This window comes from Pseudomonas sp. S2_B10 (assembly GCF_054668425.1).
In genome coordinates this window covers 4,269,354-4,289,772 of sequence record NZ_CP162768.1, presented here as the reverse complement: position 1 = coordinate 4,289,772, position 20,419 = coordinate 4,269,354, and the positions used below count along the sequence as shown (strand labels likewise).

Sequence of the window (20,419 nt, the reverse complement as noted above, 5' to 3'; positions counted from 1 at the left end):
TTCACTCCCTGGAGACTTTCACATCGCTTTGCGGGAGGTACAACGGATTGGTCACGCCGTTGCGCTGCACGACTTCGGTGACTCGCGTGGCGTCGCCAAACTGTTTGTACGCTATGACCAGTGCCGGAAGGCTTTCCTGAAAGGTTTTGCTGACCAGTCGCACGCCCGAGGACGCCACGGCTTTGAGGTGCGCAACCAAGGCATCCTGCACGTCACTGATGGCTTGATAGTGCTCAGGATCGGCCTTGTTTTTCGCCCCTTGCAGCGCCTCGACCAAATCCTTTTGCAGCGCCTGCAAATCATCCGTGGCCGGGACTTCCGGGCGGGTGACTTGCTGATGAGCCTGCTGAGCAACGGTGGGCGTCGACGGCAGTTGCAGCGCTCGGGTGGCCACTGGCATCGACGCGACCCACTGCGCCACTTTGACGATCAGCGTGTCCTGCACCAGATCGGCCATCGCCTGCGCTGCGGCATTGGTGTCCTTGCCGGTAGTGATCTTCGGCGCATCGGCCTTGCGAATCGCTTCGAGTTGCTGCGACACGTCGGCGATCACGCCCCGGTAGCCTTCCTTGGCGAACGCCTTCAGCTCCTTGATATCGCCGAGCAAACCCTTGAATTCCGCCGCCACTTCCTTGGGCAACTCCTTCACGGCCTTGACCAGTTCAGTGATCTGCCGGTACTGCTCGATCAAAGGTTTCAGTTGCTCCTTGATCACTTCATATACGCCGGTAAGGCTGTTGCGCAGGTTGGTGATGCCGATCCGCGCGGCCTTGATCAGCGTCATCGCCTGTTCGAAACGCGCCACCGCCGAACCCAGCAGCCCGTCGGCCTTGGCCAGCAGCACTTTCTGCGTGCTGACCGTGGCGGTCGGAAACGGCAGGGGTTGGTCGGGATAGAACTTCAAGGCGAACGTCACCAGCCCACCGTCCTGGCGGGTGTGAGTCATGTCGCATTCGCCGACCTTGACCTGCAGGCGTCCAAGCCACGGATGCACCAGTTCGCCACGGCCCTGCTCCAGCGCCTTGAGCAGCTTGTCGCGCTGCTCAAGGCAATCGGGGCCGATGATGAACGCGGTCAGATCGTGAGTCTTGGCCTGCTGGCCGAGGTCCTCGAAAAACGGCAGGTCGCGTTGCGGGTATTCATGCAACTGCCCTTTGCGACCGACCGGGGTTTTCGCCTGGTCGATCCAGAAACCGACACCGCGAAAGGATGCCGGCAATAAACGGTCACGCCAGTTCATTGGGAACCTCCCATCGACAGCGAGCGATAGCCGATGCGTGAAGACACGGCCAGGCCAGGTTGATTGGTTTGCGGTTGTTCGGTGCGCAGGCCGGCCGGCGCATTTTCGAAGCGCACGGTCAGACCGCCTTCGAGTTGCGTACGGTTGTTGGCGGCGCTTTGCTGGATCAGCGCGCTGGAGGTTTGTGGCAACGAACCGCTTTGCAGGGCGCCGTTGCCAGCAGGCGCCGGACTGGCAGCGAAGAACGCCGGTGCCAGTTCGCCTTTGCCTTCGGCATTGGTCTGGCGTTGTGCTTCAGTGAGAGTTTCAACTTTGCCGGTGACTTTGGCGATCAGTCCGGCGAAGCCACCGTCGAACAACTCCTTGATCGGCGCAATGACGGTTTGCAGCTTTTGCCACAACTCGCCGAACCACTCGGTGATCGGCCCCCAACTCTCGATGATCTGATCCAGCGGTTTCCATTCGAACAGGCTGTGCAGAAAGTCCACGACCGGCGCGGACAGCGCCAACACAACGCCCCAGAGCGCCGAAAAGACCTCACCGATCGGCTGCCAATACTGAGCAATCTGCTCCAGCGGCGACCACTCGAACAGGCTGGTGAAAAAGCCTCTGACTCGCTGCACAGACGTTTGCAGCGCCATCCAGATCGGTTCGAAGAACCCGACAACTCCACCCCAGGCGCTGGTGAGCATTTCCATCGGGAAAAAATCGAACAGCGTGCGCAGGATATCCCGGGTGCTTTGTACGGCCGATTGCAGCGTGGTGAACATCGGTTCGAAGAACCTCACGACACCACCCCACGCATCGGTAAGCATCTGCATCGGCGAGAAATCGAACAGGTTTCTAAGAAATGCCATCACCGGCACACTCAAGGCCTTGAGCAATTCCCAGATCGCCGAGAACAGGCCGGTCAGCGGCCCCCAGTTTTCAATGATCATCCCCGCAGGCGACCACGAGAAAACCGACTTGAAGAAGTCGATCACTGGCGCCGTCACGGCCATCACCTTGTCCCAGACTCCGGAGAAAAATGCCGTGACCGGTTCCCACAGCGCAGCCAGTGCCGCCAGCGGTCGCCAGTCGAGTACCGAGCGCAACGTCGCCATCGCACTCGCCCCGATGTTTTTCACGCCCTCCCACATCCCTGTGAAGAACGCGCTGATCGGCGTCCAGTTGGCCACGATCAAACCGGCCGCCACGGCAATGCCCATGGCGATCAGCATGATCGGGTTGGTCTTGAGCACCATGCTCATGACGTCCATTACCTGCGTCATACCGGTGACCGCGGTTTGCATAGCGGAGAAGGCAATTGCCCCCGCCGCCAGGCCTTCAACCAGTTTCGGGTTGTCGGCGAGCAGGCTGCCGACCTGCGTCAGCATCGGTTCCAGCCCGACCACCAAGGCCCCCACCGCCGGCACCAGCGCGGCGTCCACCGCCGCCGAAACCTTTTGCATCGACGCGCTGAACACGTTCATGTTCTGTGTCGCTGCTGTCGGCGCGGCGGGCAGGTCGACGGTTTTCGCCGTGTCGCTGACTTCGCTCAATTTGCCCTGGAACGCTGCGGCCGATTTGATGCCGTCTACAAACGGCGTGATCACGCTGCCGCCGTTGAACAGACCACTGATGTCCAGCTTGCCGAGGCCGGTCTGCTCGAGATTGTTTTTAAAACTCTCAACCTTCATGCGCAGGGCGCCCAGTTTGGGCGAGAGTTCATCGATGCCGGTGATCAGCACCGGTTTCGGGGTTTTCTTCTCTTCGTCTGCCATCACTGCACCTGCTGCATCGCATTGATCCGTTGCGCGTGCTCCAGCGATTCGCGGAGCACATCCAGTGGCCTGGCCATCATCTGTTCGGGGTCAACCTTCCAGAACCAGGCCAGGTCATAGGCGACGGCGATCAGGTCGGTGATGGCGCCGACGCCGCACTCATGAAAAAACTCGCAACGGCCCAGCTCAGCGCATTGAGGTCAGCCAGATCAAGCTGGTTGACCGACGACGGCGGAATGCCCGCGCACACGGCGATGTATTTGGCCGCCACGTCCATGTCGAGGCTGACTTCTTCGCTCTTGTCGATCTTGTACGGCAGCGCCTTGATCGCTCGCACTTCCTGCACCGTCGGACGACGCAGAACGAGTTCGGTCAGTGGCTCGCCGTGGGCTTCGATTGCTACTTGAAGCTTCACGGCGGCGCTCATTGCCAGGTCCCCTTGATGCCTTCGAATTTCAGTTCGATGGTGGCGTCGTCGCCCTTGGAAACTGGCTCCTCGACCAGATAGGCGCCGGCCAGCACGTAGACTTTGCCGTTGCTGAATTCGCAGGTGACGGTGATATCAGTGCCTTCGATCAGCTTCTTCAGCGGGAAGTCGGCGGTGTGCAGCGCGGTCACTTTGAACGACGGTGCGATGTCGGTTTCCTTGTAGAAACCGGGCACGACGGTTTCACGTTTGACGGCCATCAGCGGGGCTTCGCAGCCGCCATTGATGGTCAGTTGTGCGCCGTCGACCTTGACGTAGCAGGTGCCTGCAATCAGTTGACCCATGGTGTTTCTCCCTTCAAATAAAAAGCCCACGCGAGGTGGGCTGAATGCTTAGCGCCGACTGCGCGGATCAGGCCGCGTCGTCGTACTGCAGACGGAACTGGTTGAGCAGTGCGAACACGCGCAGGCCGTTGATGTAATCCGGCGGGAACAGCACGTTCACGCGGCTCGGGTCCTGCACGTCGCGCTCGACGATCAGGTGTTCGGCGAACAGCTCGGCGTTCTCCACATGGCCTTCCAGCTCTAGCTTGGCGTACTGCGCAATCAGCTCGCCGCGAATGGTCGCAGGCGTGACGATCGGCTGACCGGCGCCGAAACGGGTACCGTCGGAGGCCAGTTTGTGGCGTCCGTATTTGCTGGTGATCACGCTTTGCAGACGACGCACGATGAACGCCGACTGGTGCATGGTTTCGCTGTCCAGATAGGAGTTGTCGGCCTGGCCGTAGGCGTTCTTCTGGTAGGTGGTGATCGAGCGCTGGATGCGCACGTAACCGCCTTCGTAGTACGCAGTAGCGATGCCGTAGTTGAGCAGCGACTGACGCTCGGTCAGGGTGAAGCGCTCGCTGGCCGGCGCCGGGTCAACACCCGGCAGGCTGCCGCTTTGCGTCGGACGGCTGGCATCGGCGGAGATGAACACCGCCGTGCGCGCAGCCAGTGCCGCCGCTTGTACCCAGAACGGTTGCGGTACGCCCGGCTCCAGCGCCTGGATGGTCATGTGCTGATCGTTGCGCGCCTGGCCGGCAGCGACCAGCGTACCGACCGTGCCGCGTTTGGCGCTGTAGACGTGACCAAACAATTGCTTGGCCCACGACCAGCGCCCGGTGCTGTCATCCATCACCGCTTGCCAGGTGTTGAGGGTGGCCAGGTCGGACCACGGCAAGGCGATGAATTCGAATGGCTCATCGCCTAGAGCCGCGACGGCGGCGATCTGATCCGGCACACCGGCGCCGCCGGTCATGGCGGTGATTGCGCTGGTCAGACCGGCCGGAGTTTCTTCGCCGTTGCTCTTGCCCAGGCGATTGAATTGCAGGCTGATGTCATTGCCGCTGTCGCCGGTCCATTTGGCGGTCAGGGTGACCACGCCTTCGGCAGTGGCTGCGCTGACTGGCAGGTCGGCAGTGGCGTTGATTTTCTGCGCCAGTGCCGTGGCCGCTTGAGCGGCGGTGGCGCCATTGACCACGGTGGCCTGCACGCGCACGCCGCCGACATATAGATTGAGCATGCCCGCTTGAGTCGCGGTACCGGTCAGGGTCAACACACCCTTGGCGATGGCGCCTTCGGTGTTGTGCAGCGGCAGGCACCAGATCTCGCCGATCGGGTCAGCCTTGCGGAAGGTCTCGTACATCGAAGCGAGCATCGAGCCCTGGCCGCCGATGCTTTTCGCCAGCGCCACGCTGGAAACCAGCACCAGTTTGCCGACCTCAGTCGGGGCAATATTGTCGTTGACCTGCGCGACGATCAAACGGCGCATGGCCGAGGTCGCGCTGTTGGCGGCCGAGTTGTCCATTTCGGCATAGAACAGCGGCACACGAATGTCCGCCGGGATGTTGCTGAATCCGATCGCCATTATTTGGCTCCCTGTGGTTTAGCCGCTTTTGCGGTTTTGAGTGTGATATCGCCGTCGGCCAGACGCCGGCGCCACCAGGCGCTGTCCAGCACTTCTCGGCCTGCGGCCGGCAGCAAGTCGCCCGCCTCCGGGTCAGGTACGACACGGCCAGCGGCCGGCACTACGGTGATGCGGTTGCTCATGGGGTTACGTCTCCAGAGAAAGTCATTTCCACCCGGCCATCCGGACCCGGGCGTTGCAGATTGGGGTCGGCCGGATCGATCGCATCGACCCGCACCGTCATCCCGGTAAAGGACGACAAAGCGTCCAGTTCGCGCTCGTGCCAACTCTCCGCAGGCTGACTTGGCAGATTGCGGCCGAGCTGGAACTCGGCATAAAAACGCAGCCGATAGAAGGCGCGGCTGCTGTTGATCGAGACCATCTCGCCGCCGTCGTAGACGATGGCGCTGTAGTCGGAATCGGGTTTGAACCCCACCAGCGCGCGCCACAGTTCGGCGCGCAGGTCGTGCAACCCATCCAGCGCTTTTGTCGCGTCGGTAGCGTCAAGGGCCAGGACGATTTCAAAGCGGTCGCGGATTGGTTGGGTGGTGAGGTTTTGTGTGTTGCTGTTGCTGGCCAGATCGGCGATTGCCAGCACGTGGGCCGAAGGTGTTGGCAGATCCGGGTTGCCTTGCAGCAACGCCAGATCGACACCCACCGAAATGTGATTGGCAAGCCCAGGGCATTGCCCACGCAGTTGCGTGAGGATCGGGGTGATCTTCATGGGGGTGTTCCGAAGTAAGAGAAATTACAGTGAACGCCGCAGTCCCTGTGGGAGCGAGCCTGCTCGCGAAAGCGGTCGGATGCTGAAGCTGACGTGCCTTTCGCGAGCAGGCTCGCTCCCACAGGAATATGCACTCGGTTCAGGATTACTGTTCCGCCTTGGGATCCAGGCACGACGCATCAATCAGGCAGCGATAGCTGTTCTCGCGACTGCCGCTGGCGGTGACCTTGTCGATCGACCAGCGTCCGCGCATGAAGTCCGGCCAGCTCTCATCGAGCAATACCAGCCCTTCGGCCGCGAGCCGTGGATCCCCCGGGCAGGTGATTTGCACCTTGTACTTCTGCCGCAGCATCTTGCGCACTTCGCCCTCGCCTACTGCGATGGCATCAGCTTCGCTGGGCTGCTTCTGGCGCAGCGTCTTGAACGGCGCAACACCGGTTTCAACCCAGCGCAGCACCCCGGCCGCCGCATCCCAGAAACAGGTCTTGCAGCCCTTGGCCTGCTCGCGGGCAGATTCTTCCAGCGTGGCGCTGATGAAGGCGTGATCGCCGGGGCGATTGTTGTGGGTAACCGACAGCGTCACGTCCGGCAGAATCTGCCCCGACAACGACTTGGTCTGCCCGGGCCGCGCCAGCACATAAACATCGCCGTAAGGCTTGGCGACGACGTTGTATTTTTTCGCCAGACGCGTGACAAACCCCATGTCGGTCTCGTTGGACTGGTCAATGTGCTCGATGCGGATCAACGAAATCTCAGGCGCGACCCGAGGCGAAAAGCCGTGCAACTCCACCAGCTTGCGAAATAATCCACCCAGCGTCGTTGGCCCATGACTGGCGGTGCGGCGCTGCTTGAAGCCGGTTTCATCATCCTTGCTGAATGGCGCCGCAGTGGCCACCAGGGTGAGGCGAAACGGAAACAGTGTCGGCGTCAGACGCGTCACTTTGAACTGGCCCTTGTCGACCATTGCGGTTTCTCGATAACCAACTTGCAGGCCAATTTTTCCACCCAGACTCGGCAGCCCTTCAAGGCCCTCCAGATCGATGGTCAGCGTCAGCTGATCGGACTCGAAACCGGCGGCATCGATGTGCTCCCAACTGATCAGGCGCTGATTGAACAGGGCCGCGTTGGCCCCGTAGATATTCACTGCCGGCGTAAATCCCAGTGCCATTCAACCTCCTTAATCCCACGCCGTCGCTGCTTTGACCACGGCGGGCTTCACATCCAGTTCCGGTAGCACGATCCAGACGCCAGCGGGCAGAATTGGCCCGTGTTCGGCCAGGGTCGGGTTGAGCTTCCACAGCACTTCTTCGGCAGCGTCATCACTGCGCCCGGTTTCGCGGTAGAGAAGCAGATTCACCGAATCACCGGCCACGCTTCGTGCTTTACGCATTGTTGAACTCCGCTAGTTCGATGACCCAATCGACTACCATCGCCGTACCGTCATCGATGATCTGGGTCTGGGTTTCCTGAACGCTGCTGATCCGCCACAGGCCCCAGTTTCGACCAATCCCGTCGATCAACGGCAGCGGGATACGCAGCGCCTGCAAAGCTCGCAATTCATCGAGCCGATCCATGGCTACGGCGTACATCGACTTGCCGGTAATGGTCAGGGTTTCCGGTTTCTGTCCGGTCTGGCTGGACTTGGGTTTGCTGGTGAGGATCTGTATCTCGGTCCAGCCGCCGTCAGACTTGCGCAGCAACTGGTGGTACGCAAAGTTGCGCGACAGGCCGAAGATGAAACTGCCCAATGCCATTTGCTGTTTCATCAGGCGACTCCATCGGTCAGGGCCGCGTCGCGGCGGGTGGCAAGGGGGTTGTTGGTGAGCAGCGGGGTCATTTGCATGAACTGGTTTTGCAGATGCTGCGCGACCAACATACCGATCTTGTCCGAGCTGCCGGGGTCGCTGCAGTAGACCTGGACCGAAGGTGCGTAGGTCACGTGCTGGTCAGACGCATGGGCGCTCGCCAGATCCTTGCTCACTTGGGCGGGCGCAGAAAGCGTGTCAGGCGCGGTGATAGCAAGTCTTTCACTCAAAGCAGTTTGCGCGTTTCTGCTCGATGCCGGAATCGCCTGCGAAATAGCCTCCAGAGAAACCGTCGATGGCCCGAGGTGCGGCGTATCGACCAATGATGCTCGTTCGCCAATTGCCATTTCCGCACCGGCCGCAGGAGCCAGACTGGCAATCCCTGTCACCGGCTTGTCCGCTGCGAGCCTCGATGCAGAATCTGCTGTTGACGAAAGATCGGGGGGATTCGCCAGGGCGCTACCAGGTATCCGTTTGCGCAACCGGTCTTTCGCCTCATCGACACCGGCGTCCAACACAAGATCGAATAGCTTTTTCAGGGCTGAACCCAAAACAATGACCCCCGCCGTGATCGTCGGATGGTCCTCAGCGAATTCACTCATCCTGTCGATGCCGGCACCGGCAACGCTCAGCACTTCAGGAGAGGGCGCCACCGCCTGGGCGCTGGCGATAGCCAAGCGCTCGTTTCGAGCAGTCTGAGCATTCCACTGTCCTTGCGGGGAATTGGAGCGTGCCAGTGCAGACTGGCGCACCGAACTCCGCTCACCGATCACCGAAGTCGCGTACTGACTTTTGTCCTTTACTTGCGAAAAGGCCTCGTTGACATCGCCCGGATTCTGCGCCAACAACTGCACCGCATTGGCGCTGTCAGCAAACAGGCTTCGCGCCAGCGTGGCGCGTTGTTCGACAGGTTTTGCGTGCAGCGCGGCAAGCACCGAGAGCAGCGCACCCTGGGCATTCTGCTTGTCGGGGTCATGCATTGCAGCGGTCACGGCAGCAGGATCAAGTCCCAACTGCTTCCAGGCGCCACGTTCTGCGGCGGAGACGCTGTCACCTTTGCCCAAGGCAGCTGAAAGGCTTTTCAACGCCTGCCCGGCATCGTCTTTGCCCGTTCCGCTGCGGAGCAAGGCTGCCGACAGCGCTGCGGCCTGCTGGGGCTGCAAGCCTGCTGTGAGCGCCGCCTCGCCTGATTGCTTGAGTACGGCGCCGATGTCGGCGGACTTGACGCCACCCGGCATTTTGCCGAGCAGGTGTGTCGCATCCGCGAGGTCAAACGCCTGATCGCGAGTGAGCTTCATCGAGGTGCGCCACACCGTCATCATCTCGGCGACTTCCATCGCTGGGATTTTGAGTGCCGACGCTACGACCGCAGCGTCGCTGGCGAAGTTGAGCAGCTCAAAAGACTTGTCCGACGCGTTGGTCAGCTCATTGCCAATTCCTGAGTCGGCGGCCAGCGTTGCAACCTTGATCAGTTCGATACCGCTGGTGCCTCCCGCCGCCACCATCGGCTTACTGGCCATGATCAAGCTCGACAGTGCGATTTCGTTGGCCTGCACTGGCGTCAATTGTGCCGCGCTACCCAGATCGGCCGCCGCCGAATAAAAGTCAATCGCCGGCCTCACACTTTCTGGTGCCTTGGTCCGCTCGGCGGCCTCATCCGGCGCTGCCGACGCGCTGGTGGCTTCACCGTTCGCGGTGGAACTCAACGAGAGCATCCGCAAGTTGGACAATGCCAATCGCAATGAATCGATCGCTGTCGTCAACGCATCGATCCTGATACTTGCGGTGACGAGCGCCTGACTCAGCTGAGGATATTGATCGCCGATAATCGGTCCGGGGCCGGGGTTTGCCGCAGCCATGTTCAAGCGGATATCACCGGTTGCTGCGCCCCCCCGCTCATCGGCATTCATCGGCGCAAATTTGCTTTCTGCCATGCCGCTCTACTCCTGTTTCACGCCAAGGCGAGTGATCGCTATGTCGTAGCGGCGCAACGCCTTTTCGGCGTCCCATTCCAGAATCTCCGCTTCACTTACCGGGTAAATGAGCGGGACGATATCGAGGACTACTTCGATGTCGCGTTCCGAAAGTAGGCCGCCGGCTGGTTTAAAAAATCGTCGATGCGCACCTGCAATTGCGTCCAGTCCGGGACGGTCAGGTGGGCCAGATCGGGGATCATCAGGCCGGTGCAGTGGGCGGTGATGAATTCGGCGCGTTCCTTGGCCGTTTTCAGTTTCTTCATCACTTTGGTGGCGCGCAGCACGGGCATTTCCAGGCTCAGCGAGTCGACGGTGCGGCCGGTGACGGCGAGCGGTTGCAGCAATTGCACCTGGTCGGGATCGTCGGATTTCTCCGCGTCCTCGATCTGGTCAAGAAAGTACGCACTCGGCCGGGTCGACATCTCATGGACGTACTGAGCGATGCTCACGTAGTCCGGACGTTTGAGTTGATCGAGCTCTTTCACCGACAGGCCGGTGGCGAGCAGCGCCAGCTCGAAGAACTGATCGTCTTCGTCATCGCCGGCGCGTTCCAGCGCTTCTTTCTGTGCGGCGTAGAACAGCGGTTTGAGCTGGATCGATTCGATCTGCGAGCCATCGTCGCCGGTGATCGGCGACAGCAGTTCGTGTTGGGGGGCATCCACGGCATGTATGAATTCCTTGGTGATTCGTTTAGATCCACTGTGGGAGCGAGCCTGCTCGCGAAGGCTTTGGCACATTCGAAATTGATGTAACTGAACGACCGCTTTCGCGAGCAGGCTCGCTCCCACAGGGTTTTGTGATTTGCCGGTAAACCGGGGTTTACGGCATCAACACCGCGCGCCGTGCATCACCGAGGATGTCGACGCCGTTGAGCACGAACTTCTGCGTGCGCACGTCGATGTCGATCACCGGCACGCCGTTTTCCAGGCGGTTGTAGGTGCGGCAGGACAGTTCCAGATTGGTCTTGGGTTTCTCGCCCATTTTCACCGCGGTTTCCTCAAGGGACTTCAGCTGGCCGCCGACGGTGTGGTAGGTGAACCAGGTATTGCCGTCCTGATCCTGACCGGCTTCACGCACGTTGAGCAGGATGTCGTCGCCCAGCTTCACGCCCAGCGCCAGCAGAACCTCGGCGCCGAGGCCTTGCAGGGTCAGCTTGGCGCCGAGCGCTTTGCCGCCCTTGGCCATTTCTTCGACGATAAAGCGCCCGCCGCGCATCTCTTCCATGTCGAATTCGATTTTCGGCGGGGTGAATTCCTCAACGGTCGCCGACAACGGCAGGCCTTGCAGGGTGGCCGCGATGGCCTGTCTTACGCGGTTGGTAAACATTAGAGAACGTCCTCCAGGAACTGCTCGATGATTTCATCGCGGGCGTTGAGTTGATAAACCATGTGTTCGTTCGGCGCGTAGCGGCCGTAGTCGATGACCACGTACCAGGTGCCGTTCTTGTACTTCTCGACGCTGTTGAGTTCCGGGTGCAGATACACGCTGCCGCCGGGAATGGTTTCATCGGCAACCAGGGTCTGCAGCCAGTCGTTGATGCGCTTGACCTCCTGATCCATGAAGGATTTGGTGAGGTTCTTGGCCATGGCTTTCTGGCCGGCCTTGACCAGCTTGCGGCTGATCGCATCTTCGAGGCCGACGTAGCTGATGAACTTGCCGGTGATCGAGCGGTTACCCAGCAGCGAGAAACCGCCAAGAACGGTGCGGGCGTAGTAGCTGACGCCGTAACGGTTGAGCAGATCGCCTTCGGTGGACGTATCGAGGATGTTGTACTCGACGACCCGCGAAACGTCTTCGGCGAAAGTCACCTGGTTGCCCGGGCTCTCCCATTGCTTGACCTTGGCCAGCGCGGCAATCGCCAGACTGGAGGGCGACAGGAAGACGTTTTTCTTCGCCGCTTTCGAATACACGGCGGGCATGTTGTGCACCACCAGGCAACGGTCGAAACCGAGTTCGGCCCCGCCGAGTTCCTGGCTGTACAGGACCTGATCGGCCACCGAGACATCCTTGCCGTCCAGCACTACACGGGCCTTGATACGCTTGCCGAACGCGGCGAACTCGCCGGCCACCGCTTTAGTGCCGGTGAAGCCCGGCGCGCCGATGATGGTCAGGTCTTCCGGGACACTGCCCAGCGCCGCCAGACCGAGCTTGCGGCCAGTGGCCGGCTCGACACCGCCGATCACATTGTTGACCGTGTCGGCCGGTGTCGCGCCTGCCTCGACGATGACCACGTAGACCGGCACCTTGACCACTTTGAGGATCTGGTAGACCGCGTGGTACAGCGTGCCCTCTTCCGACCCAGTCGGATCGAGCAGCGCATGGGTGGTGAAGCTGTTGATGCGAAACGGCGCGTTTCGCGGAATCAGCGGATCGGCTTTCGGCGCGGTGCCGACCAGACCGATGACGTTGTCACCCAGGCCACCCATGGCCTCGGGGGATTCGGTGGCATTGACGGTAATGCCGTTGTGCTCGAAGTTCAGAACCTCAGCCATGTTCAGTCAGCCTTCTTGGCAGCGGCCTTTTTGGCCTGGGTGATAGGGGTTTTCGGCTCAAGTCGCCCGGCAAAGTGCAAGGCACTGGCCTCGACATCGAGCAGATCGAGTTCTTGACCAACGCTCGACCAATGCCCACCGCCGGTGGGGAATGGGACGAGCACGGTGTAGGTTTGGCGGGTTGCCATTTTTCGTTTCTCCATAAACGGGAAAGCCCCTCGGGAGGGAGGGGCTTTGGCGGGTGTTTTGGTGTTAGTGAGAAAATGCAATTGAGCGCGATTATTATTTCAGCGCTTTCCTCTAACTCAGGTTTGGGCGGGAGCACGCATCCCTCTCAGCACCTCCTGACCCAGTGAGATCTGCGCGTCGTGGTAAGCCATGAAACGAGGATCCTCCCACTCGATTTCTGCTTGATTTGGATATAAACCAGGATCTTGCGCACATCCAAATACCGCGACGATCTTTCTCATGCTGTCATCTTCAAATTGGACAAACATTGATCACCTCTTAAAAATCATATGATGTGGCGGAAACGATAAACGTGGGCGAACCTTGAAGAGTTGAGGTTGCCCAGCGGATCGTTTGAGGAGTTTTCATGTGCAAGCGTTCGAAAGGCACTGTTTGTTGCCCTCCGGCTGGCACAGTACCGTTGTTTGTTTTCTGACCTACCGAAGCATCCGAAGCAAAGAGACTCAATGAAATAGATCCGGCAGTTGTGGATGTTACGGTCGATGAGCCGCCAATCATTCGCGCATTTTTGGGAAGGGCCGGCACTACCTGGGTTGTAGGGCCTGATAAAACAGTCGTGTTCAGTACCGAAATGCCACTCACATCGACATGCCGACCGTCTTGCTGGCAGGCAGCGAAGAGCCCTGCGGATTGCGTCGGCAAAATAGACACTAGCGCCGACGCAGTAAAACCGGCTGGGATATTTATCCCGCTATAAACATTCGGCAAAACGGAATTAACTGCATTGACTGCCATTAACGCACTTACCCCTGAAGCCGGATTGTAAATAGCGTAGAGACCGACATAACCGTTTGACGGAGCCACCCCAGCATCCATTCCTCCAACGCCCACAACTGACAGGTTGACTTGTTTGTTGAAGTTGTTGAGTCGATATGACCCAGCAAAATCTTCGACGATGACCTCATCCGCCGTAAACGTTGCGGTAAGGGAGGCAGTATTAACGATCAGGGCCGCATTTCTGCTGGCTCCAGCTAGTGGACCGTTTAGCCGAAGCCTTTGCGTCTCCAGCAACAATGCACCTATATCAATGTTTCCCTGATTGATCGGCGCGTTCCAGGCCTTGATGCACCACATCACAGCCAGGTTGCGCGGGCGGGTTTCAGCGCCTACGTTTCCCGTTATCGGGATATCCGAGTTGGCGCCAGTTCCTGCACCGCTGATTACAACGGCCAGGCCGGAACCGGCTCCTGCCGCCGTAGTGACTGTATGCCGGAGAGCATGCAAATGGGACTGGAACTGGTGGTTCTGCCAACTGCCAACGGTTCGATCAGCATCCACGCCGCGCCCATGATCCCAGCCACGCAGAAACTCGCCGCGAGATTCCGGCAAGCGGAATTTGCCCGCGCCCTCGTCACCCTTGTTGTAAGTTGTACCGAGAAAAGCGGCTAGATCAGGATAGGTCGCAATGCTCTGCGCACTGCCATCCAGTTCCAGATAACCGGGAGCGACGATACCCGTCGGGAATGCCAGAACAGCACCCACCGGAACGGCAGATTTCAGCCGTTCGACCTCCTTCGCCAGCGCGGCGACATCAATGGTTCCCTGATTGACCGGGGCATTCCAGGCTTTGATGCACCACATGACGGCGATGCTGCGAGGACGGGTTTCTGTTGAGGTGCGCGCAACTCTCGAAGCATCGAAGAGCATATTGATGACGCCGGTAGCAGCTCCACCTCCGGGGATCTGCGTCCCACCGGTCGCCGCCGAGCCAAAAGCGCCGCCGACCGTGCCCACAGCTGCAAGTTGAACACCATTGTTCGCGGCATATTGTCCCGTGATGTTTTGGAGCGAATCGAGCTGCGCACTGCCGATTTCCCGGCCGACGTCCACCCCACGCCCATGATCCCAACCGCGCAAAAACTCCCCGCGCGCTTCCGGCAGCCGGAAATTACCAACCCCCTCATCGCCCTTGTTGAACTTGCCACCCAAATACGCGCCCAAGTCCGGATAAGTCGCACTGCTCTTGACGCTGTTATCCAGCTCCAGAAAACCCGGCGGTGGCGCATCAACCGGAAACGCCACAATCGATCCAACTGGCAACGCGGAAGCCTTGGCGATCAACGCCTCAACTTCAGCCTTGGTGTACGAGTCCTTGATGCCAAACCCTGCCAGCGTTTCCGGATTAGCCCCAGCCGTCGCGCGACCATATTCATCAACAGTCAGGCTCTTGTAAGTTCCCGCAGCAATCCCGGTGCGCCCTGCGAGCATCTTGAATGTCAGCGCGGTCGTGCCAAGCGTGATCGGTGCATTGGTGGTCAGGTGCCACAGCGAATCTCCATTCGCTACGCCCTCCTCCACCATGACCGTCAGGCCCGGCGTAACCTTGGCGCTGCTGTTGGCATCGGTGGCCCGCACCCAGTCGCCATTGGCAACAATCCACAGGCCGTTGTCCTTGGCCAGCGTCTGGCTCGGCAACAGCACGCGATCGCCGGCAACCACGGCAACACCATCAATCTGCTGTGCGCTGTTCATCACGACATTGCCAGTCGCCGCAACGCGCACCGACTGCTTGCCATCAAGTTTGCCGAGTTCTTCAGCCAGATAACTCATGACCCAGGCACGGGTCGCTTTAACCACCGTGTCATCAATCAACAAGGTCACCAGCGAGGCATTGCTGGTCTCGAAAATCGAGCGAATGTAAAACTCTTTACCCGAGCCCGACGCCGCCAGCACCGGTTTGAACGACTCCGGATATTTGACGATGGCATAGAGAACACCAGTGTCAGTCCATAGCCCCGCTTCCCGTACATACCAGCCGCCAACATCCGGAGGAATGGTCACTTCGGCGAGCAGCCAGCTCGGGTTTTTCTCATCCTGGAACAGTGCGTTGAGCGGTCCGCGCCAGACTTCGCGTTTCAGAGCGGTCGCGGTGGCGGCCGGGTTGTAGACCGCGCCGTTGCCGTCGCCGACGGAAATCTGCGTCAGCTTGATCGGCGTACCGGCGGCCTTGCACGCCGTTTCGTAGGCAATCCCTGCGTTGGTGAGCAGGGTGTAATAGTCAGCCATTCAGGCCCCCTGAGGATAAATAGTGGATGTTTCGACGGTGTACATGCCGGCAGCCATGAACGCCTCGCCAGAGGTTTCGAGCCCTTCGATGAACACCGGATAAACCGTGGTCAGTTCGCCGCAAAACGTCGCAGCACCAATGACGTGACTGCCGAATGCGCTCAAACCCACCGACACGGAGAGAACGTCCCTCTCGCTTTTCGCATCGGCCAGACGGCGGTCGAGACGTGCATCGATTTCTTCGCTGTAGGGTTGGTCGCTGAAGGCACGCACGGAAAAGCTGTACGGCGCGCCGGGCGGTGTCTGTTCGTACCAGGCGCGGATTTCCGGGCGCAGTTGCAAACCCTTGGCGGCGTTTTCCAGCGCCTTGCGTGTGCCGGCCTGGCGCGCGGTGGGCCAGGCCAGTTCGACGGTTACGCGCTTCTCCGCCACCGGCGCATCGGTGCTCCATTCGGCGACGCCGCGATCGGCAGCCAGATACGGCAGGAAGGCCACCGGCGTTTCGCTGGGGTTCATCAGTTCCGGGAATGGCGGTGCGATGCGATCAAGCAACGCGCCGAAGCCCAGATCCAGTCCGCGCTCAAGTGCCGAGCTGTTGGCTGGCAGTAAGGTCGGGCGCTGAGTTTTTTCACTCATAGCGTCAGCACCTCGACTTCGACCGCGGTGCAATAAGGCGCCTGAAAAGCGGTGGTGACGATGGGCGCCAGCGGTTCGAGAATCTGCAGTTGCACGGCGCCGGCGCTGTGCAACGTGTAGTCGATCCAGCTCGGATCAACCCGACCTTCGAGGCGATGGCAACTGTCGGCGTAGGCCTGCAATTGCGCTTGCGCGGCGACCTTGGTCAGGCCCGAATCGGGACCGGAATTGATCTTGGCGACGACGCGGATTTTGTAGCGCTGGATCTCGGCCGCTTTGACGGTGACAAGGTCGGTTTCCGGGCGCACGTCGGGACGAGCAAAGTGCTGACGGACGCCGTCGAGCAATGCTTCGGAAGGCGTACCATCGCCGTCTCGAGAAAGCACGGTGACTTGCACTTCGCCCGGCGCAGTGCGGCGCCCGTTGCCATCCTCGACCTGCGCGGCGAGGCCGTCCGGATTGAAGGTGTAGGTCACATTCACTACACCGGCGTCGGTGGATTCGACCTGAACTGTTGGCCGCTCGCCGAGGGTGAACACCTCGCGGCGATACTGCATCCGCGAACCTGCCGCCGGTGCATGAGGTGCCAGGTAATAACGCAGCCGAGCGTCGTCATCACTTTCATAAATCGCCGGTACCGGAGGGAACGCTGCCGGGTCGCCTGGATCGAGCAACTGCCGTTCCAGGCCCATGTCCGCCAGCCGCGCATCGAGATTGCTGCCGGTCGCCCACCACGCCAGCATCTGTTTGATGCGTGCGTTGTATTTGCGCTCATGGGTTTGCAGACGCACGCAGAACGCTTCCAGCGCGAGGGTCAGCAATTCGCTTTCGTTTTCCAGACTCGCCTTGAGTTTCACGGCGCTGGCCGGCGAGCGAGCACCCACGTATTCGACGACGAAGGCTTTGAACTCGTTGAGTAAATCTTCGAACGCTTCAACCGTGATCAGCGCGGGTTCGGCCAGTTGATTCTGGCCGGGGATCAGCATGCTCATGTCACCACCTCGAAGGTTTGTTGGCGGTTTTTCCAGGTGCCGGCAAAACGCAGCAGCAGGCCGTCGCCGTGGCGACTGGCAACAATCACTTGCGGCTGAAAATCATCGATACCGTTTTGCGGGTTATAGAACGCTTGCGCGGCGTGGCTCTGTGCCAGAAGCAGAATGTCGTCACCGAGGTTCTGTCCCAACAGCGAGGGGATCAGCGATCCGTACAAGGGCCGTTTTTGCCGAGTGCCCAGCGGTGTGGTCAGGGCTCGGGTCACGCGCTGCACGAATTGCAGCCAGTCGTCGACCGTGGCCCCGCTGTCTCTATCGATTCCGATCATGGGAGGCTCTTGAATCAGGGGCTGATGACGCGGCCCTGGTGATCGACCAAGGGGCCGCTGAAGTGCACGCCCGAGGCGTCGATACTCAGGCCGACGGCGCCCAGTTGCAGGGTGATCAGTTCTGGCGTCATGGCCAGACGTGCAGGGCCGATGCTCAGTTCGAGCGACTCGCGAGACCCGTGGAATTGCGTTGGTCCGTTGAGCCAGTGCAAGGCGTGGCTGGCGTCGTCGTAACCGCTTTCGCTGCCGTCCTGATGCACCCGACGGGTCAGCGTCGGCACAGTCGAGGCCGGGGGGAAACGGTCACTGTTCAAGCCGAACAACGCGACACTCTGCGCACCGCTTTCACCGCTGCCATAGTTGAACAGCAGGCACTGCTCGCCCACCGTCGGGATGCGCGATTCACTTTGCGCACCAGCGCTGGGGTTGAAGAACTTGATCGCAGGGGTGAGCAATCCACCATGGCTGACCTGGCAAGTGTTACTCGCCGCATCAACTGACTGGCAGATGCCAATACGACAGAAACTCTCGGCACGGCGATGCAGGTCTTCGATTTCCGCTTCCATTTCCGCCAGACGCTCAATGATCGGACCGAGCTGCATACGCAGTAATGCATCGAACATCCGTCAGCCCTCCAGCGCGGTGTACTGGTCTGGATCGTCGATGTTGCTGACTTCCCAGGTGCGAGCGAATTTCGGCATGCCCAGTGGATCGTCGAGCAAGGTCGGGCCGAGGTAGAGTGTCTGGTTGAACGTCAGGGTCCAGGCTTTGTATTGTTGATCAGCACTGATAAGCAACGATGGCAAGCCATCGATATTCATCGGCAGATCGCATTGATCGCCGGGCAATCCCCAGCGGTTGTCGGTGATCAGGTTTTTCAGCACGGCGATCAGATCGCACGCTGCAAAAGCGGTCGCTGAAAGCGCCGGGATGACTTGCAGTGACAACGTCATTACATGAGCGATACGCCCATCAGCGCCGCGCACGCCGGACGCGTTCCGGTCAAAGTCGATCAGTGCCCAGGCTTGTTCACCCGCTGCTGTGAAGTCAGCGCGACTGCCGACATTGAGGTTGAGACCGGCGGTGTTGCGCAGTGTCGTCGCGATGGCTATGAACAGTTGCGACGGCTGCTGGATCGGTGTGGGCATACATGACCTCCTTTTCAATCGTCCACGCGCAGCCCTGCCGCCAACATGGCGGCACGGAAAAATATTCAGGGTTAAGGCTGGTCGCGCGGCGGTACTTCGCAGACGCCGATACGCTTGGCCGCCCAGCGTTCGTAAAGGCCTATGGCGACATCAGCGCCGGCCATCGCCGTCAGGCAGCCAAAAGCGCCAGCGGCCCAGATCGACATGCCGGCGGCGTACAGCAGCATGATTGCCGACACCCCGCAGATCATGCAGGCGCCGGAACGCAGAGCCAGACGCCGCACAAGTGACCAGCCGCGGGCGCCCTCCTTGTCGGCGCGCCACATTTCGCCGGACACCCCGCCGACGACAGCGAGGAGGATGACCAGCCAGATCGGCATGTCCGCCAACGCTTGTTGCTCGTTTGTCATGTCACGCCTCCGTGGGTGATTGATGAGTGATGGGTTGGATTCAAACGGTTTCTCTTGAGGCAGGCATTACTGAAAAGCCCGGCGCTTGTACACCGGGCTTTTCAGTAATGCGCTCCTTCGCCTTCCTTCCAATCCTGTGTTCGAGAAGGAAGCTGACTTTTCGGCGCTACTGGCGCGGTACGAGTCCATTCAGATTGTTTTTCCGACCGCGGTCCCTGCCCGCCGGATAACTGCTTCTGGTGCTTTACGCTGCACACCTGGGTCAGTTGCCAACCCTCTGAACCGTTGAGGCCGGTTCATCGCTGCCTGTTCTTGTGGAACTAAAGAGCTTGTCTTGCCAGCCGCTTTGTCGAGCGGCTTGGTGGTAAGAATATGCATGGATGCATATACAGTCAATGCGTAAATGCATTTATTTATGCATTAAATTTGCGCATATGCATGAAACCCAAGCGGGCCAAGGGGTGGGGAGATTTCTGCAGGCGAAAAAAAACCTGCCGGGGGGCAGGTTTCAGTTGAATCGAAAGGGGCTAGCGGGCGTACATGCCCCACCAGAAGACGTGACCAAGGATAACGATCTGCTCTTCCTGGATTTCCTGGAAGCTGTAGTCCTCATCTGGATGCTCGTCTCGATTGAAGCTGCGCAGACGGATGCCGGTGGGCAGGCGATAGAGTTGCTTCACGCGCAATTGGCCGTTGTGATTGATCGCATACAGATCGCCATCAATGATGTCGCCGATGCCGCACTTGCCGGCGTTGACGCCGACGGTGGCGCCATCACGCAGAACCGGCAACATGCTGTTGCCGCGCACCGTCACGCATTTGGCCTGGTCGAACTGCACACCGTTGTGGCGCAGGCTGCGTTTGCCGAAGCGCAGGCTGGAGCGCTCGCTCTCTTCGATGACGAATCTTCCTGATCCAGCAGCCAATTCAACCTCACGTAGAAAGGGCACCGACACCTCGTCGTCATCGACGGGGGTGTCGTCGTCCCACAGGCTTATGTCCTTGAGTTCCGCATGCACGTCAGCGCGCGTGCCGGCCGCCGTTGGTGCGACATCCGCGCGCCCGCGCAACTGATCGGTGCTGACGTTGAAATATTCAGCGATCTTCGAGATGTGTTTATCCGAAGGATCGACAATCTTCCCGCTGAGAATCCGCGAGAGCGTTGATTGAGGCACGCCGGTGCGACGGTGGAGCTCCGTGGGGGAGATCCCGTGCTGGTCGAGCAGTGCTCTTAAGACGGAGGAAACGTTGCGTTTTTGCATAACGCGCATAGTG

22 protein-coding genes and 2 pseudogenes are annotated in these 20,419 nt (G+C 60.0%); all 24 read right to left on the bottom strand.

Annotation, left to right across the window (positions count from 1 at the left end):
- Position 1: 1 nt before the first annotated feature.
- The 24 genes and pseudogenes from AB4O45_RS19055 to AB4O45_RS18940 all read right to left on the bottom strand — a co-directional run bounded on the left by AB4O45_RS19055 (position 2) and on the right by AB4O45_RS18940 (position 20,415).
- A complete protein-coding gene (locus tag AB4O45_RS19055) occupies positions 2-1,240 on the bottom strand; it encodes a DNA circularization protein (protein ID WP_460160432.1) in 1,239 nt (412 codons plus the stop codon).
- A pseudogene (locus AB4O45_RS19050) lies at positions 1,227-3,003 on the bottom strand (phage tail tape measure protein). The gene AB4O45_RS19055 and the pseudogene AB4O45_RS19050 overlap by 14 nt, the downstream one beginning before the upstream one ends.
- A gap of 130 nt (positions 3,004-3,133) precedes the next feature.
- The gene (locus tag AB4O45_RS19045; protein WP_024011858.1) at positions 3,134-3,430 is read right to left on the bottom strand and encodes a phage tail assembly protein; all 297 of its coding nucleotides are present in this window, start codon (positions 3,428-3,430) and stop codon (positions 3,134-3,136) included.
- Positions 3,427-3,774: a phage tail tube protein gene (locus tag AB4O45_RS19040; protein WP_007908779.1), complete on the bottom strand. Its 348-nt coding sequence runs from the start codon at positions 3,772-3,774 to the stop codon at positions 3,427-3,429. The genes AB4O45_RS19045 and AB4O45_RS19040 overlap by 4 nt, the downstream gene beginning before the upstream one ends.
- A gap of 67 nt (positions 3,775-3,841) precedes the next feature.
- The gene (locus AB4O45_RS19035) at positions 3,842-5,338 is read right to left on the bottom strand and encodes a phage tail sheath subtilisin-like domain-containing protein (RefSeq protein ID WP_305382324.1); all 1,497 of its coding nucleotides are present in this window, start codon (positions 5,336-5,338) and stop codon (positions 3,842-3,844) included.
- Positions 5,338-5,520, bottom strand: a complete 183-nt coding sequence (locus AB4O45_RS19030; RefSeq protein WP_024011856.1) for a DUF2635 domain-containing protein — start codon at positions 5,518-5,520, stop codon at positions 5,338-5,340. The genes AB4O45_RS19035 and AB4O45_RS19030 overlap by 1 nt, the downstream gene beginning before the upstream one ends.
- The gene (locus AB4O45_RS19025; RefSeq protein ID WP_252877582.1) at positions 5,517-6,101 is read right to left on the bottom strand and encodes a phage tail terminator protein; all 585 of its coding nucleotides are present in this window, start codon (positions 6,099-6,101) and stop codon (positions 5,517-5,519) included. The genes AB4O45_RS19030 and AB4O45_RS19025 overlap by 4 nt, the downstream gene beginning before the upstream one ends.
- A 145-nt stretch (positions 6,102-6,246) precedes the next feature.
- Complete coding sequence (locus tag AB4O45_RS19020) at positions 6,247-7,269, bottom strand: phage late control D family protein (protein WP_460160431.1); 1,023 nt, start codon at positions 7,267-7,269, stop codon at positions 6,247-6,249.
- 9 nt (positions 7,270-7,278) lie between these two features.
- The gene (locus tag AB4O45_RS19015) at positions 7,279-7,491 is read right to left on the bottom strand and encodes a tail protein X (RefSeq protein WP_056783262.1); all 213 of its coding nucleotides are present in this window, start codon (positions 7,489-7,491) and stop codon (positions 7,279-7,281) included.
- Positions 7,484-7,867 carry a phage tail protein gene (locus AB4O45_RS19010; protein ID WP_041478101.1) on the bottom strand — a complete coding sequence of 128 codons (384 nt, stop codon included), beginning with the start codon at positions 7,865-7,867 and terminating at the stop codon, positions 7,484-7,486. Before AB4O45_RS19010 ends, AB4O45_RS19015 begins: the two co-directional genes overlap by 8 nt.
- On the bottom strand, positions 7,867-9,840 hold the full coding sequence (locus tag AB4O45_RS19005; RefSeq protein ID WP_095180503.1) for a phage tail tape measure protein: 1,974 nt from the start codon (positions 9,838-9,840) through the stop codon (positions 7,867-7,869). The genes AB4O45_RS19010 and AB4O45_RS19005 overlap by 1 nt, the downstream gene beginning before the upstream one ends.
- A 128-nt stretch (positions 9,841-9,968) precedes the next feature.
- A pseudogene (locus tag AB4O45_RS19000) lies at positions 9,969-10,549 on the bottom strand (phage tail assembly protein).
- 152 nt (positions 10,550-10,701) lie between these two features.
- The gene (locus AB4O45_RS18995) at positions 10,702-11,208 is read right to left on the bottom strand and encodes a phage major tail tube protein (protein WP_039762530.1); all 507 of its coding nucleotides are present in this window, start codon (positions 11,206-11,208) and stop codon (positions 10,702-10,704) included.
- Positions 11,208-12,374 (bottom strand): phage tail sheath protein, encoded by a 1,167-nt coding sequence (locus tag AB4O45_RS18990; RefSeq protein WP_016771437.1) that lies wholly within the window; start codon positions 12,372-12,374, stop codon positions 11,208-11,210. The genes AB4O45_RS18995 and AB4O45_RS18990 overlap by 1 nt, the downstream gene beginning before the upstream one ends.
- Before the next feature lie 2 nt (positions 12,375-12,376).
- Positions 12,377-12,562, bottom strand: coding sequence for a hypothetical protein (locus AB4O45_RS18985; RefSeq protein ID WP_039762525.1), 186 nt, complete (start codon positions 12,560-12,562; stop codon positions 12,377-12,379).
- A gap of 117 nt (positions 12,563-12,679) precedes the next feature.
- Positions 12,680-12,871, bottom strand: a complete 192-nt coding sequence (locus tag AB4O45_RS18980; protein ID WP_095180500.1) for a hypothetical protein — start codon at positions 12,869-12,871, stop codon at positions 12,680-12,682.
- Positions 12,872-12,881: 10 nt separating this feature from the next.
- On the bottom strand, positions 12,882-15,629 hold the full coding sequence (locus tag AB4O45_RS18975) for a phage tail-collar fiber domain-containing protein (protein ID WP_460160430.1): 2,748 nt from the start codon (positions 15,627-15,629) through the stop codon (positions 12,882-12,884).
- On the bottom strand, positions 15,630-16,265 hold the full coding sequence (locus AB4O45_RS18970; protein WP_236168056.1) for a phage tail protein I: 636 nt from the start codon (positions 16,263-16,265) through the stop codon (positions 15,630-15,632). It lies immediately after the preceding gene.
- Entirely contained in the window at positions 16,262-17,257 is a 996-nt protein-coding gene (locus AB4O45_RS18965; protein ID WP_460160429.1) for a baseplate J/gp47 family protein, read from the bottom strand. Before AB4O45_RS18965 ends, AB4O45_RS18970 begins: the two co-directional genes overlap by 4 nt.
- On the bottom strand, positions 17,254-17,586 hold the full coding sequence (locus tag AB4O45_RS18960) for a phage baseplate protein (RefSeq protein ID WP_236168058.1): 333 nt from the start codon (positions 17,584-17,586) through the stop codon (positions 17,254-17,256). The genes AB4O45_RS18965 and AB4O45_RS18960 overlap by 4 nt, the downstream gene beginning before the upstream one ends.
- Positions 17,587-17,600: 14 nt before the next feature.
- Complete coding sequence (locus AB4O45_RS18955; protein ID WP_217852612.1) at positions 17,601-18,209, bottom strand: phage baseplate assembly protein V; 609 nt, start codon at positions 18,207-18,209, stop codon at positions 17,601-17,603.
- A 3-nt stretch (positions 18,210-18,212) separates the two neighbouring features.
- Positions 18,213-18,734, bottom strand: coding sequence for a hypothetical protein (locus AB4O45_RS18950; RefSeq protein ID WP_460160428.1), 522 nt, complete (start codon positions 18,732-18,734; stop codon positions 18,213-18,215).
- Positions 18,735-18,805: 71 nt separating this feature from the next.
- Positions 18,806-19,144 carry a phage holin family protein gene (locus AB4O45_RS18945; RefSeq protein WP_024011844.1) on the bottom strand — a complete coding sequence of 113 codons (339 nt, stop codon included), beginning with the start codon at positions 19,142-19,144 and terminating at the stop codon, positions 18,806-18,808.
- A 527-nt stretch (positions 19,145-19,671) separates the two neighbouring features.
- Positions 19,672-20,415 (bottom strand): LexA family transcriptional regulator, encoded by a 744-nt coding sequence (locus AB4O45_RS18940; RefSeq protein ID WP_056783238.1) that lies wholly within the window; start codon positions 20,413-20,415, stop codon positions 19,672-19,674.
- Positions 20,416-20,419: the final 4 nt, after the last annotated feature.

What these genes read in the sequence shown, in the direction of transcription:
- AB4O45_RS19055 (WP_460160432.1), bottom strand. Translation starts at nt 1,240, where the DNA reads ATGAACTGGCGTGACCGTTTATTGCCGGCATCCTTTCGCGGTGTCGGT.
- AB4O45_RS19045 (WP_024011858.1), bottom strand. Translation starts at nt 3,430, where the DNA reads ATGAGCGCCGCCGTGAAGCTTCAAGTAGCAATCGAAGCCCACGGCGAG.
- AB4O45_RS19040 (WP_007908779.1), bottom strand. Translation starts at nt 3,774, where the DNA reads ATGGGTCAACTGATTGCAGGCACCTGCTACGTCAAGGTCGACGGCGCA.
- AB4O45_RS19035 (WP_305382324.1), bottom strand. Translation starts at nt 5,338, where the DNA reads ATGGCGATCGGATTCAGCAACATCCCGGCGGACATTCGTGTGCCGCTG.
- AB4O45_RS19030 (WP_024011856.1), bottom strand. Translation starts at nt 5,520, where the DNA reads ATGAGCAACCGCATCACCGTAGTGCCGGCCGCTGGCCGTGTCGTACCT.
- AB4O45_RS19025 (WP_252877582.1), bottom strand. Translation starts at nt 6,101, where the DNA reads ATGAAGATCACCCCGATCCTCACGCAACTGCGTGGGCAATGCCCTGGG.
- AB4O45_RS19020 (WP_460160431.1), bottom strand. Translation starts at nt 7,269, where the DNA reads ATGGCACTGGGATTTACGCCGGCAGTGAATATCTACGGGGCCAACGCG.
- AB4O45_RS19015 (WP_056783262.1), bottom strand. Translation starts at nt 7,491, where the DNA reads ATGCGTAAAGCACGAAGCGTGGCCGGTGATTCGGTGAATCTGCTTCTC.
- AB4O45_RS19010 (WP_041478101.1), bottom strand. Translation starts at nt 7,867, where the DNA reads ATGAAACAGCAAATGGCATTGGGCAGTTTCATCTTCGGCCTGTCGCGC.
- AB4O45_RS19005 (WP_095180503.1), bottom strand. Translation starts at nt 9,840, where the DNA reads ATGGCAGAAAGCAAATTTGCGCCGATGAATGCCGATGAGCGGGGGGGC.
- AB4O45_RS18995 (WP_039762530.1), bottom strand. Translation starts at nt 11,208, where the DNA reads ATGTTTACCAACCGCGTAAGACAGGCCATCGCGGCCACCCTGCAAGGC.
- AB4O45_RS18990 (WP_016771437.1), bottom strand. Translation starts at nt 12,374, where the DNA reads ATGGCTGAGGTTCTGAACTTCGAGCACAACGGCATTACCGTCAATGCC.
- AB4O45_RS18985 (WP_039762525.1), bottom strand. Translation starts at nt 12,562, where the DNA reads ATGGCAACCCGCCAAACCTACACCGTGCTCGTCCCATTCCCCACCGGC.
- AB4O45_RS18980 (WP_095180500.1), bottom strand. Translation starts at nt 12,871, where the DNA reads ATGTTTGTCCAATTTGAAGATGACAGCATGAGAAAGATCGTCGCGGTA.
- AB4O45_RS18975 (WP_460160430.1), bottom strand. Translation starts at nt 15,629, where the DNA reads ATGGCTGACTATTACACCCTGCTCACCAACGCAGGGATTGCCTACGAA.
- AB4O45_RS18970 (WP_236168056.1), bottom strand. Translation starts at nt 16,265, where the DNA reads ATGAGTGAAAAAACTCAGCGCCCGACCTTACTGCCAGCCAACAGCTCG.
- AB4O45_RS18965 (WP_460160429.1), bottom strand. Translation starts at nt 17,257, where the DNA reads ATGAGCATGCTGATCCCCGGCCAGAATCAACTGGCCGAACCCGCGCTG.
- AB4O45_RS18960 (WP_236168058.1), bottom strand. Translation starts at nt 17,586, where the DNA reads ATGATCGGAATCGATAGAGACAGCGGGGCCACGGTCGACGACTGGCTG.
- AB4O45_RS18955 (WP_217852612.1), bottom strand. Translation starts at nt 18,209, where the DNA reads ATGTTCGATGCATTACTGCGTATGCAGCTCGGTCCGATCATTGAGCGT.
- AB4O45_RS18950 (WP_460160428.1), bottom strand. Translation starts at nt 18,734, where the DNA reads ATGCCCACACCGATCCAGCAGCCGTCGCAACTGTTCATAGCCATCGCG.
- AB4O45_RS18945 (WP_024011844.1), bottom strand. Translation starts at nt 19,144, where the DNA reads ATGACAAACGAGCAACAAGCGTTGGCGGACATGCCGATCTGGCTGGTC.
- AB4O45_RS18940 (WP_056783238.1), bottom strand. Translation starts at nt 20,415, where the DNA reads ATGCGCGTTATGCAAAAACGCAACGTTTCCTCCGTCTTAAGAGCACTG.